Origin of the sequence: Pontibacter coccineus (genome assembly GCF_030546575.1) — a bacterium.
Lineage (GTDB): Bacteria > Bacteroidota > Bacteroidia > Cytophagales > Hymenobacteraceae > Pontibacter > Pontibacter coccineus.
This window is the reverse complement of the sequence record NZ_JAUOTN010000002.1, coordinates 381,145-401,357: the sequence shown is the minus strand read 5'-3', so window position 1 is coordinate 401,357 and position 20,213 is coordinate 381,145. Positions and strand designations below refer to the sequence as shown.

The 20,213-nt window shown below is 51.8% G+C and carries 18 protein-coding genes; 11 read left to right on the top strand and 7 right to left on the bottom strand.

Annotated elements, in window-relative coordinates:
- Positions 1-12: 12 nt before the first annotated feature.
- The 3 genes from Q4E40_RS05710 to Q4E40_RS05700 all read left to right on the top strand — a co-directional run bounded on the left by Q4E40_RS05710 (position 13) and on the right by Q4E40_RS05700 (position 2,451).
- Entirely contained in the window at positions 13-828 is an 816-nt protein-coding gene (locus Q4E40_RS05710) for a class I SAM-dependent methyltransferase (RefSeq protein ID WP_303410593.1), read from the top strand.
- A 169-nt stretch (positions 829-997) separates the two neighbouring features.
- Positions 998-1,903, top strand: a complete 906-nt coding sequence (locus Q4E40_RS05705) for a UbiA family prenyltransferase (protein ID WP_303410592.1) — start codon at positions 998-1,000, stop codon at positions 1,901-1,903.
- A 68-nt stretch (positions 1,904-1,971) separates the two neighbouring features.
- Positions 1,972-2,451 (top strand): hypothetical protein, encoded by a 480-nt coding sequence (locus Q4E40_RS05700; RefSeq protein WP_303410590.1) that lies wholly within the window; start codon positions 1,972-1,974, stop codon positions 2,449-2,451.
- A 197-nt stretch (positions 2,452-2,648) separates the two neighbouring features.
- On the opposite strand, the gene rho is transcribed toward Q4E40_RS05700, so the two are convergent.
- Positions 2,649-4,514 carry a transcription termination factor Rho gene (gene rho, locus Q4E40_RS05695; RefSeq protein ID WP_303410588.1) on the bottom strand — a complete coding sequence of 622 codons (1,866 nt, stop codon included), beginning with the start codon at positions 4,512-4,514 and terminating at the stop codon, positions 2,649-2,651.
- Between the two features lie 281 nt (positions 4,515-4,795).
- Here rho and serS point away from each other — a divergent pair, with 281 nt between their 5' ends.
- A complete protein-coding gene (gene serS, locus Q4E40_RS05690) occupies positions 4,796-6,070 on the top strand; it encodes a serine--tRNA ligase (RefSeq protein WP_303410587.1) in 1,275 nt (424 codons plus the stop codon).
- A gap of 186 nt (positions 6,071-6,256) precedes the next feature.
- On the opposite strand, the gene Q4E40_RS05685 is transcribed toward serS, so the two are convergent.
- Complete coding sequence (locus Q4E40_RS05685) at positions 6,257-6,667, bottom strand: hypothetical protein (RefSeq protein ID WP_303410586.1); 411 nt, start codon at positions 6,665-6,667, stop codon at positions 6,257-6,259.
- A 166-nt stretch (positions 6,668-6,833) separates the two neighbouring features.
- Here Q4E40_RS05685 and Q4E40_RS05680 point away from each other — a divergent pair, with 166 nt between their 5' ends.
- Positions 6,834-7,745 carry a TraB/GumN family protein gene (locus Q4E40_RS05680; protein WP_303410585.1) on the top strand — a complete coding sequence of 304 codons (912 nt, stop codon included), beginning with the start codon at positions 6,834-6,836 and terminating at the stop codon, positions 7,743-7,745.
- A gap of 88 nt (positions 7,746-7,833) precedes the next feature.
- On the opposite strand, the gene Q4E40_RS05675 is transcribed toward Q4E40_RS05680, so the two are convergent.
- Genes Q4E40_RS05675 through polX form a run of 3 tightly spaced genes read right to left on the bottom strand, consistent with a single transcriptional unit; the run spans position 7,834 to position 11,518 of the window.
- Positions 7,834-8,832 (bottom strand): glycosyltransferase family 9 protein, encoded by a 999-nt coding sequence (locus Q4E40_RS05675; protein WP_303410584.1) that lies wholly within the window; start codon positions 8,830-8,832, stop codon positions 7,834-7,836.
- 55 nt (positions 8,833-8,887) lie between these two features.
- Positions 8,888-9,811, bottom strand: coding sequence for a rod shape-determining protein (locus Q4E40_RS05670; RefSeq protein ID WP_303410583.1), 924 nt, complete (start codon positions 9,809-9,811; stop codon positions 8,888-8,890).
- A gap of 3 nt (positions 9,812-9,814) precedes the next feature.
- The gene (gene polX, locus Q4E40_RS05665; protein WP_303410582.1) at positions 9,815-11,518 is read right to left on the bottom strand and encodes a DNA polymerase/3'-5' exonuclease PolX; all 1,704 of its coding nucleotides are present in this window, start codon (positions 11,516-11,518) and stop codon (positions 9,815-9,817) included.
- A gap of 159 nt (positions 11,519-11,677) precedes the next feature.
- Here polX and Q4E40_RS05660 point away from each other — a divergent pair, with 159 nt between their 5' ends.
- The 6 genes from Q4E40_RS05660 to Q4E40_RS05635 all read left to right on the top strand — a co-directional run bounded on the left by Q4E40_RS05660 (position 11,678) and on the right by Q4E40_RS05635 (position 16,083).
- On the top strand, positions 11,678-12,079 hold the full coding sequence (locus Q4E40_RS05660; protein WP_303410581.1) for a hypothetical protein: 402 nt from the start codon (positions 11,678-11,680) through the stop codon (positions 12,077-12,079).
- Between the two features lie 60 nt (positions 12,080-12,139).
- A complete protein-coding gene (locus tag Q4E40_RS05655; RefSeq protein ID WP_303410580.1) occupies positions 12,140-12,544 on the top strand; it encodes an EVE domain-containing protein in 405 nt (134 codons plus the stop codon).
- A 106-nt stretch (positions 12,545-12,650) separates the two neighbouring features.
- Positions 12,651-14,129 (top strand): hypothetical protein, encoded by a 1,479-nt coding sequence (locus tag Q4E40_RS05650; protein WP_303410579.1) that lies wholly within the window; start codon positions 12,651-12,653, stop codon positions 14,127-14,129.
- 245 nt (positions 14,130-14,374) lie between these two features.
- Positions 14,375-14,923 carry a bifunctional pyr operon transcriptional regulator/uracil phosphoribosyltransferase PyrR gene (gene pyrR / locus Q4E40_RS05645; protein WP_303410578.1) on the top strand — a complete coding sequence of 183 codons (549 nt, stop codon included), beginning with the start codon at positions 14,375-14,377 and terminating at the stop codon, positions 14,921-14,923.
- Between the two features lie 7 nt (positions 14,924-14,930).
- Positions 14,931-15,854 (top strand): aspartate carbamoyltransferase catalytic subunit, encoded by a 924-nt coding sequence (locus tag Q4E40_RS05640; protein ID WP_303410576.1) that lies wholly within the window; start codon positions 14,931-14,933, stop codon positions 15,852-15,854.
- A gap of 82 nt (positions 15,855-15,936) precedes the next feature.
- A complete protein-coding gene (locus Q4E40_RS05635; RefSeq protein WP_303410574.1) occupies positions 15,937-16,083 on the top strand; it encodes a hypothetical protein in 147 nt (48 codons plus the stop codon).
- A gap of 882 nt (positions 16,084-16,965) precedes the next feature.
- On the opposite strand, the gene Q4E40_RS05630 is transcribed toward Q4E40_RS05635, so the two are convergent.
- Both Q4E40_RS05630 and Q4E40_RS05625 read right to left on the bottom strand, forming a co-directional pair.
- Entirely contained in the window at positions 16,966-18,420 is a 1,455-nt protein-coding gene (locus Q4E40_RS05630; RefSeq protein WP_303410572.1) for an OmpA family protein, read from the bottom strand.
- Between the two features lie 385 nt (positions 18,421-18,805).
- Complete coding sequence (locus Q4E40_RS05625; protein WP_303410570.1) at positions 18,806-20,098, bottom strand: aminopeptidase P N-terminal domain-containing protein; 1,293 nt, start codon at positions 20,096-20,098, stop codon at positions 18,806-18,808.
- Positions 20,099-20,213: the final 115 nt, after the last annotated feature.

Below are 20,213 nucleotides of genomic sequence, written 5' to 3'. Positions count from 1 at the left end.
GCAGAGGGCAGTATGCGAACAAAACAATCGCTGCTGCCCTTGAACTTCCGCCTGCACCTCTTCGAGTTAGAAGACCAGCCCTGGTTTCCGCACATCTTCCGCCAAGGCATGCTCGATTTCCTGCGCTTCATGATCTCGAAGCTCGGCGCCTACGGACCGGCTATACCTTTGCTGGAAGAGCTGCTCCATCGCAGCGGCCAAACCCACTTCACCGACCTTTGCTCGGGCGCCGGCGGCGGCATAGCAGGTATACGCCAAGCGCTGAGCCAACGCATGGGCGAGCCTGTGCGCGTCACCTTATCGGACCGGTACCCCAACCTGGGCGCCTACGAGTACCTGCAAGCCGAGTCCGGAGGACTGATCGACTTTATTGCCTCTCCCGTCGATGCCACCAAAGTACCACCGCAGGTACAAGGCGTGCGTACCATCTTCTCATCCTTTCACCACTTCCGGCCAGAACAGGCGGTGGCCATTCTGCAGAATGCCGCCGATCAGAGGGCGCCCATCGGCATCTTTGAAGGAGGTGGCAAAACCTGGACGGAGCTGATTATTTTCCTGCTCACCTTCCCGATCATAATCCTGCTGGTAACGCCTTTTATCCGGCCTTTCAAACTGAGCCGGCTCCTGTTTACGTACCTGATACCCATTATTCCGCTCGGTATCATGTGGGATGGCTTGGTGTCGCTGTTCAGGCTTTACAATCCCCGGATGCTCGACGAGTTGTTGGCCCGCGTCCATACACCGCCCGGCTATACCTGGCGCAGGGGCATTGTAGGAAGCGGACCAGGCCAGCAGGTCATTTATCTGCTGGGGTATCCTGAGGATTGATGATTAATGGTTGCTGATCGTTGGTTGATAATTGTTTGTTGAGGTATGAGTAAAAATCAGCACTAGATAAGAAGCAGACCAAGACCTGTTATAGATCTCACAAAATTTGAGAGTTGAGATAAATTACAGACCAACCATTTAACAATTTAGCCATTAAGCAAATAACACCTTGAAACCAGTCGCTATACCTGTTATCGGAAAATACGGCAGCGCCCTGACGCTGATGCGGATTCCGTTTTCGGTATACCTGATGCCGGTGTACTGGTTTGCGCTTAGCGTGGCCGACGGCTATACCTGGTGGCGTGCAGTGGCTGTGTTCCTGATTCTGCACGTACTCGTATACCCGGCCAGCAATGGCTACAACTCCTACCACGATCGCGATGAAGGCAGCATCGGCGGACTCCGCCGCCCACCCAAAGTCACGCAGGAATTATTCCACCTGGTGCTGCTTTTTGATGTATTGGCCTTGCTGTTTGGCTTCTTACTTTCACCGCTGTTTGCCCTGCTAGTGGCGCTCTACCTGCTGGTTTCCAAGGCTTACAGCAACCGGAACGTTCGGCTCAAGAAATACCCCATCATCAGCACGCTGGTGGTGACGGTGTTTCAGGGGGCCTTTACTTTTTGGATGGTACAGGTAGGAGCTGGTCTGGACATGCAGCAAACCCTGCAAACCCCCAATAGTTGGTTTGCCTTGGTGAGCACGCTCTTTCTCTGTGGCTCCTATCCCCTCACGCAAATCTACCAACATCAGGAGGACAGCGAGCGGGGTGACCATACGCTGAGTTTACTGCTAGGTATACGGGGTACATTTGTGTTTGCAGGTATAGCGTTAAGCCTGGGAGCGGCACTTCTGATCGGGCTATACCTGGCGTTCGGGCAACTGCTCAGCATCGGGGTATTTCTACTTTGCACTGCACCCATTACTTTTTACTTCCTGAGCTGGATGCGGCGGTCGTGGCAGAATTCCGGGGAAGTGAATTTTGAAAACACGATGCGCATGAACAAGATCTCGTCGCTCTGCATCAGCCTGGCTTTTTTCCTCATACTCCTGCTGCGCACCGTTTCCGGCGCTTAACATGCACGCTGAACGGCGTTTTGCAACTACCTGGCCTGATTGCGTATAACAGCAAAAACCGTCTCCGCATGAAACTTCTCTACGCTGTAATAGGTGGCCTTGCCGCCACCGCCGCCATGACTGCCTTCCTATACCTGCTCTCGTATGTGACGCACCGTGTTATGAAAGTAACCCGGATACTGGGCACCATGCTCATGAACCGTACCCAACCCGATGGGTCGCTCTCAGAAGCGACCAACACCAAGGTATACGGCACCGTGGCGCACTACATGGTCGGGATTATTTTTGCACTCTTTTACATCGCGCTGTGGCATTCTGAAGTAGGGCTTATCAATGCCTCGTGGGGATTCCTTTTCGGGCTAGCGCATGGCCTGATCGCAATGTTCTTGTGGTATCTGTTGTTCATGGTGCATCCCAGACCACCTATCATAGCACTCCGCTCATACCTGTCCACACTCGTTTTTGCACACATCGTCTTTGGCCTGGTACTCACCTATACCGTCTACCTGCTAGCCAAGCCGGATTATCCGTTTTGGAGTTTGTATTAAATTGTTGATGGTTGAATGGTTAAATTTTTGATGGTTATACGCAACTATCAAATTGCATTCAGCAATTGAGTTAAAACCTAAGTGTTTCAATGCTGTGGATGATAAAAATTTCCGTTTAACAATTTAACCTCCAAAAACAGACCGGCCCCCACTGCTACAAAGCAATGGGGGCCGGTCTGTTTTTGGTAAAGTATACATTATCCGTTCATCGAGATCAGGAACTCTTCGTTGCTCTTGGTTCCCTGCATTCTATCTTTCAGGAATTCCATGGCTTCCACGGAGTTCATGTCGGACATAAACTTGCGCAGGATCCAGATGCGGTTCAGTTCGTCTCTGTCCATGAGCAGGTCTTCGCGGCGTGTACCGGATGCCGGCACGTCGATAGCAGGGTAAATTCTGCGGTTGGCCAGTTTGCGGTCCAGCTGCAGTTCCATGTTACCGGTACCTTTAAATTCTTCAAAGATCACCTCGTCCATTTTAGAACCGGTGTCGATCAGCGCAGTGGCGATGATGGTGAGCGAGCCGCCGTTCTCCACGTTACGGGCCGCACCGAAGAAACGCTTCGGCTTGTGCAACGCGTTGGCATCCACACCACCCGACAGGATCTTACCTGACGAAGGCACCACTGTGTTATAGGCGCGCGCCAGTCGCGTAATGGAGTCGAGCAGGATAACCACATCGTGGCCGCACTCTACCATGCGCTTGGCCTTGTCCAGTACGATGCTCGCAACCTTCACGTGGCGGTCGGCCGTTTCGTCGAACGTAGAGGCAATTACCTCCGCCTTCACGCTGCGGGCCATATCGGTCACTTCTTCAGGACGCTCGTCTATGAGCAGGATCATCAGGTATACTTCCGGGTGGTTTTCGGAGATGGCGTTGGCGATCTCTTTCAGCAACACGGTCTTACCTGTTTTCGGCTGCGCCACGATCATACCGCGCTGGCCTTTACCGATCGGGGCAAACAGATCGAGGATACGGGTTGAGAGCAGGTTTGGCTTGGTGGTGAGCTTCAGGCGCTCTTCCGGGAAAAGCGGCGTCAGGTGCTGGAAAGGTATACGGTCGCGGATTTCCTCCGTGGTGCGTCCGTTCACCAGATCCACTTTAAGCAGGGCAAAGTACTTCTCCCCTTCTTTCGGCGGACGGATCTGGCCTTTTACTGTGTCGCCCGTTTTCAGACCGAACAATTTGATCTGCGAAGGAGACACATAGATATCATCTGGCGAGGCCAGGTAGTTGTAATGCGTGGAGCGAAGGAAGCCGTAGCCATCCTGCATCAGCTCCAACACACCTTCATTTAGGATTATTCCGTCAAACTCGCGGAAGTTATTGCTGCTTGCGGCTGCATTTTGCTGACGGCGCGGGAAGTTATCGCCGCTACGGTTGCTCTGGTCATTGCGGCTGTCGCTACGGTTTCCGACTTCAGGGCGCGGCTCGCGTTGCTGCTCTGCACGGTTTCCTACCTCAGGACGCTGCTCACGCTGCTCTGTGCGGTTATCGTTTCTTTCATTTCTCTCGTTGCGCTCAGGACGCGGAGTCTCTGTTCTCTCAACGCGTTCCGGTCGCTGCTCCGCTCTCTCAGCACGCTCCGGGCGGGCCTCTGTACGCTCCACACGCTGCTCCTGACGTGGTTCACGCGGATTGGCGCCTTCGCTGCGGTTGTCGCGGCGGGTCGTTACACGCTCACGCTGCGGACCGTGGTCCTTTGCGGGTGCGGCCTGTTGTACTAAAGTCGGACTGGTTTGTTCGCGGCGCGCTGCTTCGCGGGCAGGTTTTGCCTGGGCTATCGCTTCGGCTGCAGGGGCTTCCTGCTCTTCATTCACCTCTTGCTCTTCACTAATGGTAATTGTGTTTTCAGTAGCTGCGGTTTCGCTGGCGACGGCTGTGCTAGAGGAGGATTTTACTTTTTTCGGCAATTTGTCGGGAGGGGTTATGGCTTGCTGATCAAGGATTTTGTAGACCAGATCCTGTTTGCTGAGTTTCTTGAAATTCTTAACACCCAGGTCTTCTGCAATTTCCTTGAGTTCTGAAAGAAGCCTATCTTTCAATTCTTCAATATTGTACATAAATGTGGTATGGTAGTTAAATTAACCTGCTTGGCACGCATGGGCGGACGCAGCGAGAGCTTTACTTTTAATTCGGAAAATGAATGAATGCGATAGAGTTTTGTGCGGCTCAGGAAAGGGCCTGCCATAAATTGCACTGCAATGTTATTGCAATGCTTAGTAATTAACAAATATTAGCGGGGATTTTGTTGAAAATGTTTCAGTTTTTCCTTAAAAGATTTCGCAAATGCCGCTAACAACCTAAAAAAGTATATTTTTGCAGCTACATAACGACCCAAACTATGCTACAGCTAAACGTTTTAAGAGAGCAGACAGCACTTGTGATAGCTGGACTTACCAAGAAAAACTACAAAAATGCCGCCCAAGAGGTAGAGGCTATTGTAGCCCTGGACCAGCAGCGCCGGCAGGTGCAAAGCCAGCACGATGAGCTGCAGGCCCGTGCCAATACCCTCTCAAAAGAGATCGGTATACTGATGAAGAACGGCGACCGCGAAAAGGCGGAAGCCTCCAAAGCAGAAACATCAGAGTTAAAGCAGCAGACCAAATCGCTGAGTGAGCAGCTGGCTGCCATCGAAGAGCAAATACAGCAAGCACTATACAAGCTGCCGAACCTTCCGCATGCAAGTGTTCCTGAAGGTAGAACAGCAGAAGACAACGAAGTAGTTCTACAACACGGTGAAATTCCAAAATTGCACGAAGGTGCCCTACCGCATTGGGAGCTGATCCAGCAATACGACATCATCGATTTTGAGCTGGGCAACAAGATATCAGGCGCTGGTTTCCCGGTGTACAAGAAGCAAGGTGCCCGCCTGCAGCGCGCCCTTATCAACTTCTTCCTCGACGAGGCCATGAAAGCGGGCTACATGGAAGTGCAGCCGCCAATTTTGGTGAACGAAGCCTCTGGCTACGGCACCGGCCAGCTACCTGACAAGGACGGCCAGATGTACCACGCCACGGAAGACAACCTATACCTGATCCCGACTGCCGAGGTACCCATCACGAACCTTTACCGCGACGTGATTGTGCCGGTGGAGCAACTGCCGATCAAGAACGCCGGCCACACGCCCTGCTTTAGAAGAGAGGCCGGATCGTGGGGTGCCGATGTGCGCGGTCTGAATCGCCTGCACCAGTTCGACAAGGTAGAGATTGTACAGGTTACGCTGCCAGAAAAGTCATACGAAACGCTGGAGGAAATGAGCAGCTACATCCAGGGCCTACTGCAAAAACTGGAGCTCCCTTACCGCGTGCTGCGCCTGTGCGGCGGTGACATGGGCTTTACCTCTGCCCTCACCTACGATATGGAGGTATACTCTACCGCCCAGAACCGCTGGCTGGAGGTAAGCTCTGCCTCTAACTTTGAGACGTACCAGGCCAACCGCCTGAAGCTGCGTTCCAAAACAGAGTCAGGCAAAACCCAGCTGCTGCATACCTTGAACGGTAGTGCCCTGGCCCTGCCGCGCATCGTGGCTGCTATCCTGGAGAATAACCAGACGCCAGACGGTATCAACATGCCGAAAGTGCTGCACCCATACCTGGGTTTTGAGAAGATCAGCTAAAATTTGAAGATTGTGGAGATTTGAAAATTTCTCCATACCTGGAAATAAGAAGCGCCGCTGAATTAACTCAGCGGCGCTTCTGCATTTATTAGCTTGTTGTTAGATTCCCTACTTATACCTCAGAAATAGAAATCGGCAATTTCTTATTTCAGCATCTGCATATCTTCAAATTTCCAAATCCTAAAACTACCCAAACTGCTCCTGGTACTGCTGGTAGTGGTTTTTGAGCTTGTACTTCTTGAGCGATTCGGTTCGGGCTTGCTGTATACCTGCTTCGGTGAGGGGCGTTTGAGAAAGCAGTTTTTGCAGCGGACTTTCAGGCGCTTCTTCTGTAGAGGTCAGCGTCGCTTGTTCATATTTGGCCAAGAATTGCTCAGACAGGGCCAGCTTGTTTTTCTGCACCATCACAAAACCAGCCGACACCAGCTTTTCGAGCCCTTGTTCCAGGTCTTCCAACGACATCACATCGCCGTCCAGGGCATCGATCATCAGCAGCACATCCTGCAGAGTAGCCCCTCCTTCACCGCCAGTTGCCAGCAAAAGCGCATCGAGTAGTTGCTCGTCGGTGGCTTGCCAGCTCAGATTATATTTGGACATATAAATTACTTTTCTGAATCTTTATAGGTGCCATTCGCGCAAAAAGCAGCCAATGGCATTTTCATTTGCAAAACTACAGCTATCCCGCTCAATCTGAAACAACCTTTTTATTAACCTTTTATACATGCATTCTAAGAACAGATACCCCCTGATTTGCCTCCTTTGGATGGCTTTCCTTTTTATCCCTTCCCTCAGCCAGGCCCAGAAGTTAAAATCTAAATCAGCCAAAGCCAGGACCACTGCCAAGGCACAACCTGTTGCATCGGCCAAATCGCTGCTTTGGGAGATCAGCGGCAATGGACTGAAGCAACCCTCATACCTGTACGGCACCTATCACCTGCTCAACTCCAGCTACCTCAACACGCAACCGGAGGTAATGGAGCGCTTTATGGAAAGCCGCGGCCTGGTGGTGGAAACAGAGATCGATTCGGCCAAGATGATGCTATTGGGCGCTAAAATGGTGATGCCGGACAACAAGCTCTCGAACCTGCTGAACAAGGAGGACTATGCGCTGGTGAACCAGGAGGTGAAAGAAAAGTTTGGCTTTGAGCTGAGCATGGCCGACCAGATGAAACCGATGACCTTGATGCTGATGCTTTCCATGAAAGACTACCAGGACATGGAAGTGCTAAAAAACTACACCGGCCAGCCGCTTGACATGTATTTTGCCAGCTACAACAAGAAAAGCAACAAGAAAGTAAGCACGCTCGAGACCATGGAGCAGCAGTTTGATTTGCTTTACAACCATTACCCGTTGGACAAACAGGCGGAGCAACTCGTGGCTTACATCAAAAACAAAGATGTGGCTACGCAGCTTTCAAACAAACTCGTGCAGCTGTATTTCGATAAGGACGTGGAAGGCATCTGGGCGCTATCGCAGGAATACAATGAGCTGACCGGCGGTGGTGACATGGCCTATATGACGGACGACCGAAACAAAGATTGGATGACTAAGCTACCTGCCATTATGAAAGAGCAATCTACCTTTATAGCAGTAGGAGCAGCGCACCTTCCGGGCGAAAACGGTTTGCTAAAGCTATTGCAAAGAGCCGGCTATACCGTAAAACCACTGCAGTAAACCAACTCATCAGGTATACCTATACCTGAAAAACGACAACGCCCTCGCAGGTATAAACCTGCGAGGGCGTTGTCGTTTTTATAGCTGTCTATACTTTATAAGGCTGCTGCTCAATGGCAGAGAAATCAATATCCCGCATGCACTTGAAGTGACCTTTGGGGCATTTGCTATACCCTATCTTAGAGCAGGGCCGGCAAGGCAGTCCGTTTACCTCGAGCACTTTATACCTGGTCCGGAAAGGGTACATGCCAAACTCGGGTATGGTGTTGCCCCACACGCTGATGATGTTCTTCTGGAAAGCCGCCGCAATGTGCATCAGACCGGTATCGTGGCTAACCACCTGTGTTGCCTGCCGCACCAGCGAGGCTGAACCTGCGAGGCTATACCTGCCGCAGGCGTTGAAGATGATGGTTGATTGCTGATTGTTACTTGCTGATTGTTGAAAGTAGCTGGCAATTTCATCACCGGTGGCAGCGTCTTCTTTCCCGCCGAGCAGAACAATTGGTTGCTGCAGTTTTGCACAAAGTTCAATGATGCGCTCCGTAGGTAATCGTTTGGTATAATGCTGCGCCCCGATGGCAAAGGCTACATATCCGTTCTGGAAACCGGCTGGCAAAGTATGAATGTCCATTTCGTCGGCGGCAGGTATAAAGTAGTCCAGTCCCTTGCCGTCGTCCTGTATACCTAGTGGCGCAGCAGCGGCCAGGTAGCGGTTTACAATGTGCACATCGGGCAGGCGGTTCACTTTCAGGTTTACCATCAGCCACTTCTCGAAATTGAGCTTATCGAAGCTTTTGGAGGGCTTACCCAGGCGGGTTTTGATGACGCGGGTGCGCAGGTTGTTGTGCAGGTCCACCACAAAGTCGAAGTTCTCGGCCTTTAGTTGCTGCACCAGTTCACCCAGACTATCGCCTAATGTGTGCACTTTGTCGATGTAAGGATTAGGCTCCAGTATACCTCTAAAGGCCTGCTTGGTGCAATAGTGCACTTCCGCATCCGGCACCTGCTGCTTGATGCAGCGCACCACCGGCGTAGTCAGCACGATGTCACCGATAGAGGAAAAACGGAGAATTAGTATTTTCGGCATTCAGTACTAAAGTTTAATTGATTCTTGAGGCTTGTGATTCGGAGTACTGGCCTTTTTATCTTATAAATAGATCACGTGGAAAGCCTTTACCATTTAGATTCCCAATTTCACGTGAAATAACGTGATCGCTATCACTCACATGTTGTAGTGCCAGTTTGCCATTAAAGCTTAGCGCAGCCTTTAAACCGACACTGTTAGCACCCGCTCCGTAAAGAGTTATTCCTTTTGCTACGATTGCCTGTACTGTGTCAGCAGGCATTGTATCCAGCACCCGCCATAAAGTCTCTTCTATGATGAAGTAGTACTTCTCAACCCATTTCAGTACAGCTGCATCTTGCTCTAGCAGCCGCTCTGCAGCAGTCACCGAGATGGATTGATTCTGCGTCCTCTTATAATCTACTTGTATAGAACTTATAAAACTGTTTTTACCCACTGCCAGCTGCTCATTGGCTAAAATTTTGCCATTCGCTATCACAAAAATTTCTGTTGAGCTGCTCCCAATTTCTACCAATGCTGTTCCTGCTGTGGTGTAAAAATCTATACCGAGGCCTCTCATGACGAGGTAAGGCTTATGTATAAAATATACCTCCGCTGCTCCGGCATGTTGACCTGAATCGCGCCAAGCTCTTAAGTCTACACTGGATACGGTTGATGGTACAATGAATACCATCTGGTAAGAACGCTGCAGAAGCCCTAAAAGCTTATTGCCATCAAAGCTCTTATTCAATAACCCTCTAAGAAAATACTCAAAGGCATAAAAATCAGTTATTCCAGTACTAACAGGCCAAACAAGATTATACTGCACCTGATTTGCTGCTAAACGCTGCATGAATTCTAGTGCAGCATCCCCGAAGGCTTCTACCCTACCGCTTAGGCCATCTATAGCGACTGCAGTAGGCTCATTTGCTATAAGTTCTCCTTTAGAATAAACCTTTGTTACCCGAGAGCAGACTTCTATCCAGACTTCTCTTTTAAGCATCCCCTACTTTATCTTCTCCTTCCGTGCCTTGAAATACGCCTCCACTTCTTCCGCAGACTTCGCATTAAAGGTCATCTCTTTTGTGAGTCCGCCTTTGCGACCGACCAGCACGCCGTAGCGCATGTCGTCGTAACCGCTGGTGTGGTGCGCATCCGGGTTAATGCTCAGCATCACGCCTTTCTCCAGCGCATAGTGCACCCATCGCCAGTCAATGTCGAGGCGCCAGGGGTTGGAGTTGATCTCGATGATGACGTTGTTGGCGGCGCAGGCATCGATCACCATTTTGTGATTGATCGGATAGCCTTCGCGGCGCAGCAGCAAACGCCCGGTCGGGTGGCCCAGCATGGTCGTATAAGGATTCTCAATGGCTGTAATCAGGCGAGATGAGGCCTTTTGCTCGTCCATGTTGAGATTGCTGTGGATACTGGCCACAATGAAATCGAAGGTTTTCAGAATGTCCTCTTCGTAGTCCAGGGAGCCATCGCCCAGAATATCGGACTCTATACCTTTGAATATTTTGAAAGGCGCCAATTTCTGGTTCAGCTCGTCAATCTCTTTCTGCTGACGCAACACATCTCCTTCGCGCAAACCGCCGGCGTAAGCGGCCGTCTTGCTGTGGTCGGATATACCTAAATACTGGTAGCCCATGTCGCGGCAGTAGGTGGCCATCTGCTCCAGGGTATGAGCGCCGTCAGAGTAGGTGCTGTGGTTGTGCAGAATGCCTTTCAGGTCGCCAAGCTCAAGCAGCTTGGGCAGCCTGTTTTCCATGGCCAGCTGCAGCTCGTTTGTACCTTCCCGCAGTTCCGGTACGATGTAGGCCATACCTGCCGAGGCGTAAATATCTTCTTCAGAGCTATGGCTGCCCTCGCGGGCTACGGTCAGCATGTTCTTGTTGGCCGCAAATACCTGGGTCAGGTGCTCTTGGGAAGCAGAGCGTATGAAGCGTTCGTTCTGGAAATTGGCCGGGCTGGCAAACCGGATCTCGGTGGCCAAACCACTCACGCTGTGCTTGCCGCGCCATACCATGGGGCCAGAGTTTAATTCATCCTGCTGCAGCTCGTCGAGTTTGTTCAGGGCCGTTTCTGCTTCCGTTGGGTTATCGGTGCCCACCACCAGCTCCAGCTTTTCCACAATCTCGAGGCAGCGACGCACGTCGCCCACCAGCGCGACTTCCGCATCCGGCAGGGCTTGCTGCACCTGCTCCAGCAAAGCATGGGCAGCTGATTCGGCTTCTGCAAACAGCAGTTTGCCACGGTTCTGCTGCGTAAACAGCAGGGCCTGTTTGATATTTTCCTGGGTCTTGGCACCAAAGCCTTTGAGTTTGCTCACCTTGTCCTGCTCGCAGGCATCCAGCAACTCCTCTACAGTTTCCGCACCCAGCTCTTTCCAGAGGTTGCGCACTTTCTTCGGACCGATGCCTTTGATGCGCAGCATCTCTACCACGCCCGGGGGCGTTACCGAAAGCAGCTGGTCCAGCTCCGTGAAAGAACCAGTTTCGGCTATTTCGATCACGCGGGCAGCGATGCTTTTGCCCACGCCGGTTATACCTTCCAGCTCGGCCTGGCTTTTGAGTGCCAGCGGCTCCTCCACCAATTCCAGCGCGGCAACCCCATTCACATACGAGCGCACCTTAAACGGATTCTCGTCGTGCAGCTCCATAAGCTCGGCGGCCAGCTTAAACAGCTTTATGATTTTCTTATTTTCCAAGGCAATGTCTGTATGAATACAAAGATAGAAAAAGCCGCCATACCTTTGCCACCCCTGTCCGAGCGCCTTTTATATTATGGAGCTTCTATATAAAGCAGGAAATCCCTATCTTGGCTATCTATTTAGCTGTTTCTGATAGGAGCACATAAAACAAAAAATATGAAATACGCTTCGCTGCTATGCGTTCTGTGCCTCGTGCTGCTGGCCAACACCTGCCGTAAAAAGGCAGAGGCCGAACTATTGGGCCAAACCTGGTTACACTCTTACGAAGAAGATGAGGAAGATGTGCTCGTGTACCGCCCCAACACCTACGACTTTCCGCCGTCCAGAGGGCGGACCGGCTTTGCATTGGAGCGCGAGGGTGTGGCCAAGCAATATGTCATAGCGCCTGCTGACGGGCTGGAGGAACACATCGGCATCTGGGAGTACAAAGACAAGAACACCATACTCGTGCACATCCAGGGCAACGGTTACCCCGAACAGCGCTATACCATGGAAGTGGTGTCGCTGAAAGACAGCGTACTGAAGGTGAGGATAAAGCCGGAAGTGAAGGACGAGTAACGGGATGCCTTTTCGGCACTATTTCAACTGATCTTAAATTCGTTTACCTATACCTTACACATGCAATACTGGTTAGTAAAATCAGAACCTGAGGCCTATTCCTGGGCCAGATTTGTAAAAGAAGGCCGTGTCTGCTGGGATGGCGTTCGTAATTACCAGGCACGCAACAACCTGCAGCTCATGCAGCCCGGCGACCTGGTGCTCTTTTACCACAGCGTGTCCGAGAAAGCGATTGTGGGCATGGCCAAAGTGGACAAAGCCGCCTACCCTGACCCAAGCGCCGACGACCCGAAGTGGATGGCGGTAGACCTGGTGCCGGAAAGTGCATTTAAAAATCCCGTAACACTGGACCAGATCAAGAAAGACCCACGCCTGGAGAACGTCGCCCTGCTGCGCCAGTCACGCCTGTCGGTGATGCCGCTCAAAGTGGAGGAGTTTGACGTGCTGCTCGCCCTGGGCAATTAATCCGGGGCGACTGGCCGCACGCAGGCACAACGTTACCTTACAAAAAAGAGTAAAAAGCATTTAACTGCCTTATACCCACTGCCTACCGGCAGCATAAGATTGTAACATGCCATACCTGCGCCTTTTGCTGTTCTGCTTTGCCGGGCTGGCACCTGTCCTGCTTTGGGCACAGGAGCCTCAGCAGCCCGTGCGCCTCGAGCTGCCCTATCAGTACGAAACCAGCCACGTGGAGGTACTGGCACTGCCCGATAGCAGTTTGCTGGTCTACAGCCGCAAAGCCGACACCTGGGCCAGGAATCCTGACTTTGTTCTGGAGAAGTACAATGCCAAGCTGGAGCCTGTCTGGAAAAGTAACCTGGACCTGAAGCCCGAGTATGAATTTGTACGCCTCTACACGGAAGCCCCCTATACCTACCTTATCTTTCAGGCAGCCAAGCCCACGCTCTATACCTTCGTGCGGCTCGACATGGGCGATGGCACGGTAAGTCAGAGCGAGATCGAGCTTGACAAGTCAGAGTACATTTATGAATTCAATGTGCTGCGCGGCAACCATTTCCTGATCACCGGCAACAGCTACGATACAAAGCCGAGCCTGCTATACCTGAATCCGGAGAAGCCACAGCCCACCGTCCTTCCCGCCTTGTATGGCGAAGAGTCCTCCTTCTCTGACCTGCTGACCGACCACGAGCACGGCCGTGTGGATGTCGTGCTGTCCGAGACTAACCGCCGGATATCGCGCCTGCAGGTAAAGAGCTTTGACCACAACGGCAAGCTGCTGCAAAACTACTTTATCCTGCAGCCTCAGGACAGGAGCCTGCTCAACGCAGAGGTCACCCCCGGCGACACACTTTCGCGCATGCTGGTGGGCACCTACGGAGCCCGGGACCTGCGCTTTGTGCAGGGCTTTTTCACATCGCCGGTGGCTTTTAAAGTCGCGGAAGGGGAGTTTTACTCGCTGCTGGATCTGCAGAACTTCTTTAAATACATGAAGCCGCGCCGGGAAGCACGCACCCGCAAGCGTGAGTTTGCCCGCATTGCCGATGGCAAAGAGCCCCTGCAGCGCTACCGCATGCTCCTGCACGATCTGATCGAAACGCCCAACGGGTACGTACTGGCTGCAGAGGTATATTTCCCCCAGTACCGCAGCAACAGCAATTTTTTCGACAATCGCATCAGAGGACTGGAACGGGAAGCGCAGGCCTACAAGCATACGCATGCTATTGCCCTGGGCTTCGATCGGGATGGGGTGCTGCTATGGGACAACGCTTTCCCCCTCCCCGACGTGCTAACCCCTGAGCTGACCCATGCAGTAGAAGTTGCTGGCCTGCCGGACGGACGGGTGGTGATGGCCTATCCTGACCAGGAAAAAATCATCTACCGCCAGATGGAGCAAAACAAGTTCACGGACAAGGAAACTTCCATTGAGCTCCTGCCCTACGAAAAAGAGGAAAAAGTCATCAGCACAGATCTGCCGGGCCTGATCCGCTGGTATGGCCCCCACTTCGCCGCCTTTGGTTTCCAGCGTATACGCGTCCCCAACGGCCCCAACCGCTCCGTGTTCTACATCAACAAGATTACATTTTAAAGGCTGGATGGTTAAATTGTTGAATGGTTGATGGTTATTGATTTTACTTACAGAATTACGGCTATACCTATTTCTAACAGCGTACGGTATTCACTATGCTTTCTTCAAAATTTCTTTCTTACCGCCTTAATCAATAACAATCCAACAATTTAACCATTCAACAATTTAACAATTTACCCTTTTAGCTACCCAGCAATTTAACAATTCAACCGAACATCCTATATTTGCAACCAAGACCCCAGGCCATGCAGAAAAGACTCATCGTAAATCACCAGTTGCTCGAGATTATGGTGATGCGCCTTTGCCACCAGCTCATCGAGAACCACGGCGATTTTTCTGATTCTGTGATCATCGGTCTGCAGCCCCGCGGACGCCAGGTGGCACAACGCATCCAAAGCACCCTGAAAGCCATCCTGGGCACCACGGTTCCAACAGGCTACCTCGACACCACATTCCACCGCGACGACTTCAGAAGAAGGGATACGCCACTGGCCGCTAACGCCACGCACATCGACTTCCTCATCGAGGGTAAGAAAGTGATTCTGGCGGATGACGTGCTCTATACCGGCCGCTCGGTGAGGGCCGCCATGGATGCCATGATCTCCTTCGGGCGCCCGGCCAATGTGGAGCTGCTGGTGCTGATTGATCGGCTCTACAGCCGCCATCTGCCCATCGAGCCAACGTACGTGGGCCGGCGTGTCAACTCTCTGCAATCGCAGCGGGTGCTGGTGGAGTGGCAAGGGTCCGAAACACAAGAAGACAATATCTGGTTAGTGACCAAAAACGAAGAATAAAGCACCCATGCAAGAGCTCAGCGTCCGGCATCTCCTCGGCATCAAAGACATTACAGCAGAAGACATTCAACTCATTTTCGAGACCGCTGATAACTTTAAAGATGTTCTGAACCGGCCCATCAAGAAAGTGCCCTCGCTGCGTGACATCACCATTGCCAACGTCTTTTTCGAGAACTCTACCCGCACCCGCCTTTCCTTCGAGCTGGCCGAAAAAAGGCTTTCCGCTGATGTGATCAACTTCTCGTCCAGCGGCAGCTCCGTGAAGAAAGGCGAAACCCTGCTCGACACGGTGAACAACATCCTGGCCATGAAAGTGGACATGATCGTGATGCGCCACTCCAGCCCGGGAGCACCCCATTTCTTGTCGCGCCATATCGATGCCAACATCGTAAATGCCGGCGACGGCACCCACGAGCACCCCACCCAGGCCCTACTTGATTCTTTTTCCATTCGTGAGAAATTGGGCGAAGTTGCAGGCAAGAAAGTGGTGATCATCGGCGATATTCTGCACTCTCGTGTGGCGCTGTCCAACATCTTCGCGCTACAGAAACTTGGTGCCGAGGTGATGGTCTGCGGGCCAGTTACGCTGTTACCCAAGTACATTAAGGAGCTGGGCGTAAAAGTGGAGTTTGATGTGCGCAAAGCGCTTGCCTGGTGCGATGTAGCGAACGTGCTGCGCATACAGCTGGAGCGCCAGCAAATGAAGTATTTCCCATCCCTACGTGAGTATACACTCTACTATGGCATCGACAAGAAGATGCTCGACAGCCTCGACAAGGAGATCGTACTCATGCACCCCGGCCCGATCAACCGCGGTGTAGAACTTAGCTCCGATGCCGCTGATTCTCATCACTCCATCATTCTCAACCAGGTAGAGAATGGCGTGGCCATTCGTATGGCGGTGCTATACCTGCTGGCTTCGAAGCAGTAGAATTTCTCTTTACTCGGTTTTCTCGGAAGTGCTATAGGTATAGCAAGGCGGGTTCTTTGCCTGTCCTGCGGAGCTATGTGCTATGGCGCGAGCGTCCACGCTCGTGACTTGCTATGATGGGGCCTCCGGCCCTATTGTGGTTGCCCCGGCTTCTGAGCTCTCGCTCGCCTCTGGCGAGTGTGAGGTATCGGGCGGACTCCGGCCGATAGTGCATGATGGCAAGTTTTAAGCTGGTGTCGCTACTGCTGTTGCTGGTATAGCAACCAGTGCTGTTTTATAGCTTCGCCTGTGCGGCGGGCACCTACTTTTTTTCTTGATAAAAAAAGCAAGGGCCCCTACGCCCAAGGCAAAAAAATCAAGACGCTCCAAATCGAGGGCCCCTACCCCCACTCGCTGAACGCTCGAACAGTGGAGCGTCATTTAGTGCACCTGGCTGATGCTGTTTGTTTCATCGCTTCCGGGGCAAGTTAGTCTTGCTATACCTGCCAGGGGTGTGAAACAGGTGCCACGGGGCTTGTACCTGTGAATTGGCAGTTACAAGCTCCCCTCCTAGGGTAGGCGCCCTCTTAAAGGACAAGGAGGGGCAGGGGTGATTTGACCCGGTTCAGCAACGGGAACTACAGCACCTATACCTGCAGATTGGCAACAGACGGGAAATCCCCCTTGGGGACGTTCTGCCATAAACTATCCCCTTGAGGGGATCATAGGGGTGTAAATACAGAGTCGAAAAGCCAGTAAATGGCCAACTTCCAGTTTCCTCGCAGATGTAAACACCCCTCTGCGCTCCCCTCAAGGGGAGAATTCCTTAGAACTCAACGACCCTACCTTGGGGGCAGGGAGATGTCAATCGTCTGAGAAAATCCTGTCAATCCTGGGGGTAGGGGCCCTCTTTAAAATCCTGTTAATCCTGATTCAGACAAGCTATACCTGCGCAGCCCTTAGACACTCGCAGGTCTGAAAGACGCTGCGAGGTCTTTGTGCTCACCTCTGCCTTTCTCACACCTGAAAATTTTCCTTAACCTTGTTCTGCACAACCCCGCATAAACACAAAAAGGCCCCGCAGATTGCTCTGCGGGGCCTTTTTGTGTTTTAACCTTAACGGCTAGTTATGTTACTCCAGATTCAGTTGCATGTCTGGCGTGTTCATCTCGAAACCGACACGTCGGTTCTGAGCACGGGCAGCAGCAGTTCTGGCTTTAGACAGTCTTGTGTTAACCTGTACAAGTGGCTGAGTTTCACCGTAACCTCTTGTTACCAAACGGTCTGGGTTTTGAACACCGCGCTGGATCAGGTAGTCCTTCACAGCTTGTGCTCTTTGCTCAGACAGTGCCTGGTTGTACTCTTCTGAACCGATGTGGTCAGCGTGACCTTTGATCAACAGTACGTGGTCAGGGTATTTCTCCAGAGCTACCACGATGCTGTCAAGCAGCTGGCGGTAACCGTCCTGTACGCGAGCCTGGTCAAATTCGAATTTAACTTTCTCTTCGATCAGTTTCTTAGTGCGGGCATCCAGCTCAGGGCAACCTTTAGTTTCGGCAGTACCTGCTGAGTTAGGGCAAAGGTCTTCGTTATCCGGAACACCGTCACCGTCAGAGTCAACTGGGCAACCATCGGCACCTACTTGAACACCAGATGGCGTGTCAGGGCACTTGTCGTCTTTGTCAGCTACACCATCACCGTCGCTGTCTGGGCAACCTTGTGTGGCAGCAGTACCTGCTTCGTCTGGGCACTGATCATCTTTGTCAGCTACGCCGTCACCGTCACGGTCAGGGCAACCACCCAGGTTAGCTACGCCAGCCTCAGTTGGGCATTCGTCCTGGTAATCCGGAACACCGTCGCCGTCAGTATCGATTGGGCAACCGTCTTTGTCAACTTGCACGCCAGTTGGAGTATCTGGGCACTTGTCTCTTCTATCAGGCACACCGTCAGCGTCCGTATCTTTGCCTTTACCAAGGTTGAAGCCAAGGCCGATGTTGTGCTGTAGGAAGCGATCGTTGATGTTCGACTCGATGTTGTCATACTTGTCGTTGCTCGTGAAGTGAGCTTTTGTCTCAATGAACAGGCTCACATTGTCAGAGAATCTGAAACGGATACCAGCACCACCAAAAGCAGCAGCTGCAACGAAGTTATCTTCATAAGCACCGGTTGGTGAAGTACCTTCTGGTCTCACAAAGTGACCACCGCCACCAACTGTCAGGTATGGGCCGATAAAGGCGTCCTCTTTCAGGATAGTGCCATACATTTTCAGTCTCAGGCCGAGCATTGCCATGCCGAGTTTGGTATCCATGGTGGATCCGAATCTGCTGAATTCAGTGTTACCATAGCTCAGGTGCAGACCAGCGTCGAAAGACGGGCTCATGTATCTGTTCAGCGAAACGCCGCCTCCCCAGCCCATTTTATCTTTCCACCAGTTATGGCCTAAATCACCTTTATATTGGAGCGCACTTCCGTAGATCTGGAGGTTCGTCCTTTGGTCGGCGTTCTGCGCAAGCACAGCTGTGTTGGCAGACAGCAGGAATACAAGCGCAAAAGCAGTTGTAAATAGTTTCGTTAGAGTTTTTCGCATAATTTTAAAAAGTATATTTTGATATGACAATACGTACATATTTTCAGGTAAGTTTTTTTATATTTCTATAAAAAAACAGACGGAACGTATATTTCGATACGTCAGGCGGGTAGTCGTTGCATTGTTGTAATTTTTATCCATAAGCAAAAGCATTTTGTTAATGTCTAAAAAAACGGTCTTATCAGCTTAAATCTAATTCTACTCCGATGCGCTGTTTGCACTGCTTTACCTGTTTTCAGCAGCCGCGCATCCCTGTACTTCAACCCTTTTTACAACTAGCGGGTTGTATGCTCAACATCAATTAATGCAAAGCATCTGTTTTTTAACGTAAATACAATAAAAAAGGCTGCAAGTAGTTATCTGTAAACCCCTGCCATGCACGCGCTTAGCGCTTTTGCATCAGCCTCTCAATATCGTCCGCCTCCAGCGGAATATTTTTCATCAGGTCCACCGGTCCGCTCCGCGTCACCAGAATGTCATTCTCCAACCGCACGCCTATACCTTCTTCTCTTATATAGATGCCTGGCTCGCAGGTAAACACCATTCCTTCTTCAAAAGAGCGGTACTTGCTGCCCACATCATGCACATCGAGCCCTAAATGGTGCGAAGTGCCGTGCATGAAATATTTCCTGTATAATGGATTGGAAGGATCCTGGTTGCGTACATCGCTTGCGTTAAGCAGGCCGAGTCCGATCAGTTCGTTCTCCATCACTGTCCCCACAAACTTGTGGTACTGGTCCAGCGAGTTGCCAGGCACCAGCATCTGGGTGGCGGCTTTCATCACTCGCAGCACTGCCTCGTATACTTCGCGCTGGCGCTTGGTAAACTTACCGTTCACGGGCACCGTGCGCGTCATATCAGCGGCGTAATTGGCATACTCCGCCCCCACGTCGAGTAGCAGCAGGTCGCCGTCCTTGCACTCGCGACTATTGTCGGTGTAGTGCAGGATGCAGGCGTTCTCGCCCGAAGCGATGATGGGGCTGTAAGCCGGGCCGCGTGAGCGGTTGCGTATAAATTCGTGGTAGAGTTCTGCCTCCACTTCGTACTCCATCACCCCGGGCTTGATAAACTGCAGCAGTCTGCGGAAGCCCAGTTCGGTGATATCGCACGCCTTGCGAAGCAGGTCTATTTCTTTTTCGGATTTGATGGCACGCAGGTGGTGCATGATGGGCGCGCTGCGCTCGTAGCGGTGCAGCGGGTATACCTCCCGGCACCATTTGATGAAGCGGGCGTCGCGTGTCTCCACTTCCACCACGGCACGCAGGTGCTCGTTGGTGTTCAGGTATACGTGCTCGGCTTCGGCCATCAAACTATTGAAAACCTGCTTAAAATCTTTCAGCCACAGCACAGAGGCTATACCTGACGTTTCGCGAGCCTGCTCTTTGGTGAGTTTATACCCTTCCCATACCATGATGTGCTCGTTCGACTCGCGTACAAACAGCACTTCCTTCATGCGCTCGTCGCGTGCGTCCGGAAAAAGCAATAGGATGCTCTCCTCCTGGTCTACTCCCGAAAGATAGAAGAGGTCGCTGTTCTGGCGGAACGCCATGGTGCCATCCGCATTGGTCGGCATCACATCATTAGAATGAAAAACAGCAAGAGAGGAAGGCTTGAGCTGCCGCACAAAATTGCGCCTGTTATAGCAGAACAGCTCCCTGTCGATGGGCTGGTATTTCATAGTTTTGTAGGTATAGTGGCTAGGTGCAGCGGTTCGTCAGATTCTTAGGCCTAGCAGAACTTGCACCGCAAAGGTAGTACTTTTAAATCAACTGCAAAGGCCTTTATAGAAAAAA

What these genes read in the sequence shown, in the direction of transcription:
- Q4E40_RS05710 (WP_303410593.1), top strand. Translation starts at nt 13, where the DNA reads ATGCGAACAAAACAATCGCTGCTGCCCTTGAACTTCCGCCTGCACCTC.
- Q4E40_RS05700 (WP_303410590.1), top strand. Translation starts at nt 1,972, where the DNA reads ATGAAACTTCTCTACGCTGTAATAGGTGGCCTTGCCGCCACCGCCGCC.
- rho (WP_303410588.1), bottom strand. Translation starts at nt 4,514, where the DNA reads ATGTACAATATTGAAGAATTGAAAGATAGGCTTCTTTCAGAACTCAAG.
- serS (WP_303410587.1), top strand. Translation starts at nt 4,796, where the DNA reads ATGCTACAGCTAAACGTTTTAAGAGAGCAGACAGCACTTGTGATAGCT.
- Q4E40_RS05685 (WP_303410586.1), bottom strand. Translation starts at nt 6,667, where the DNA reads ATGTCCAAATATAATCTGAGCTGGCAAGCCACCGACGAGCAACTACTC.
- Q4E40_RS05680 (WP_303410585.1), top strand. Translation starts at nt 6,834, where the DNA reads ATGGCTTTCCTTTTTATCCCTTCCCTCAGCCAGGCCCAGAAGTTAAAA.
- Q4E40_RS05675 (WP_303410584.1), bottom strand. Translation starts at nt 8,832, where the DNA reads ATGCCGAAAATACTAATTCTCCGTTTTTCCTCTATCGGTGACATCGTG.
- Q4E40_RS05670 (WP_303410583.1), bottom strand. Translation starts at nt 9,811, where the DNA reads ATGCTTAAAAGAGAAGTCTGGATAGAAGTCTGCTCTCGGGTAACAAAG.
- Q4E40_RS05660 (WP_303410581.1), top strand. Translation starts at nt 11,678, where the DNA reads ATGAAATACGCTTCGCTGCTATGCGTTCTGTGCCTCGTGCTGCTGGCC.
- Q4E40_RS05655 (WP_303410580.1), top strand. Translation starts at nt 12,140, where the DNA reads ATGCAATACTGGTTAGTAAAATCAGAACCTGAGGCCTATTCCTGGGCC.
- Q4E40_RS05650 (WP_303410579.1), top strand. Translation starts at nt 12,651, where the DNA reads ATGCCATACCTGCGCCTTTTGCTGTTCTGCTTTGCCGGGCTGGCACCT.
- pyrR (WP_303410578.1), top strand. Translation starts at nt 14,375, where the DNA reads ATGCAGAAAAGACTCATCGTAAATCACCAGTTGCTCGAGATTATGGTG.
- Q4E40_RS05640 (WP_303410576.1), top strand. Translation starts at nt 14,931, where the DNA reads ATGCAAGAGCTCAGCGTCCGGCATCTCCTCGGCATCAAAGACATTACA.
- Q4E40_RS05635 (WP_303410574.1), top strand. Translation starts at nt 15,937, where the DNA reads ATGGCGCGAGCGTCCACGCTCGTGACTTGCTATGATGGGGCCTCCGGC.
- Q4E40_RS05630 (WP_303410572.1), bottom strand. Translation starts at nt 18,420, where the DNA reads ATGCGAAAAACTCTAACGAAACTATTTACAACTGCTTTTGCGCTTGTA.
- Q4E40_RS05625 (WP_303410570.1), bottom strand. Translation starts at nt 20,098, where the DNA reads ATGAAATACCAGCCCATCGACAGGGAGCTGTTCTGCTATAACAGGCGC.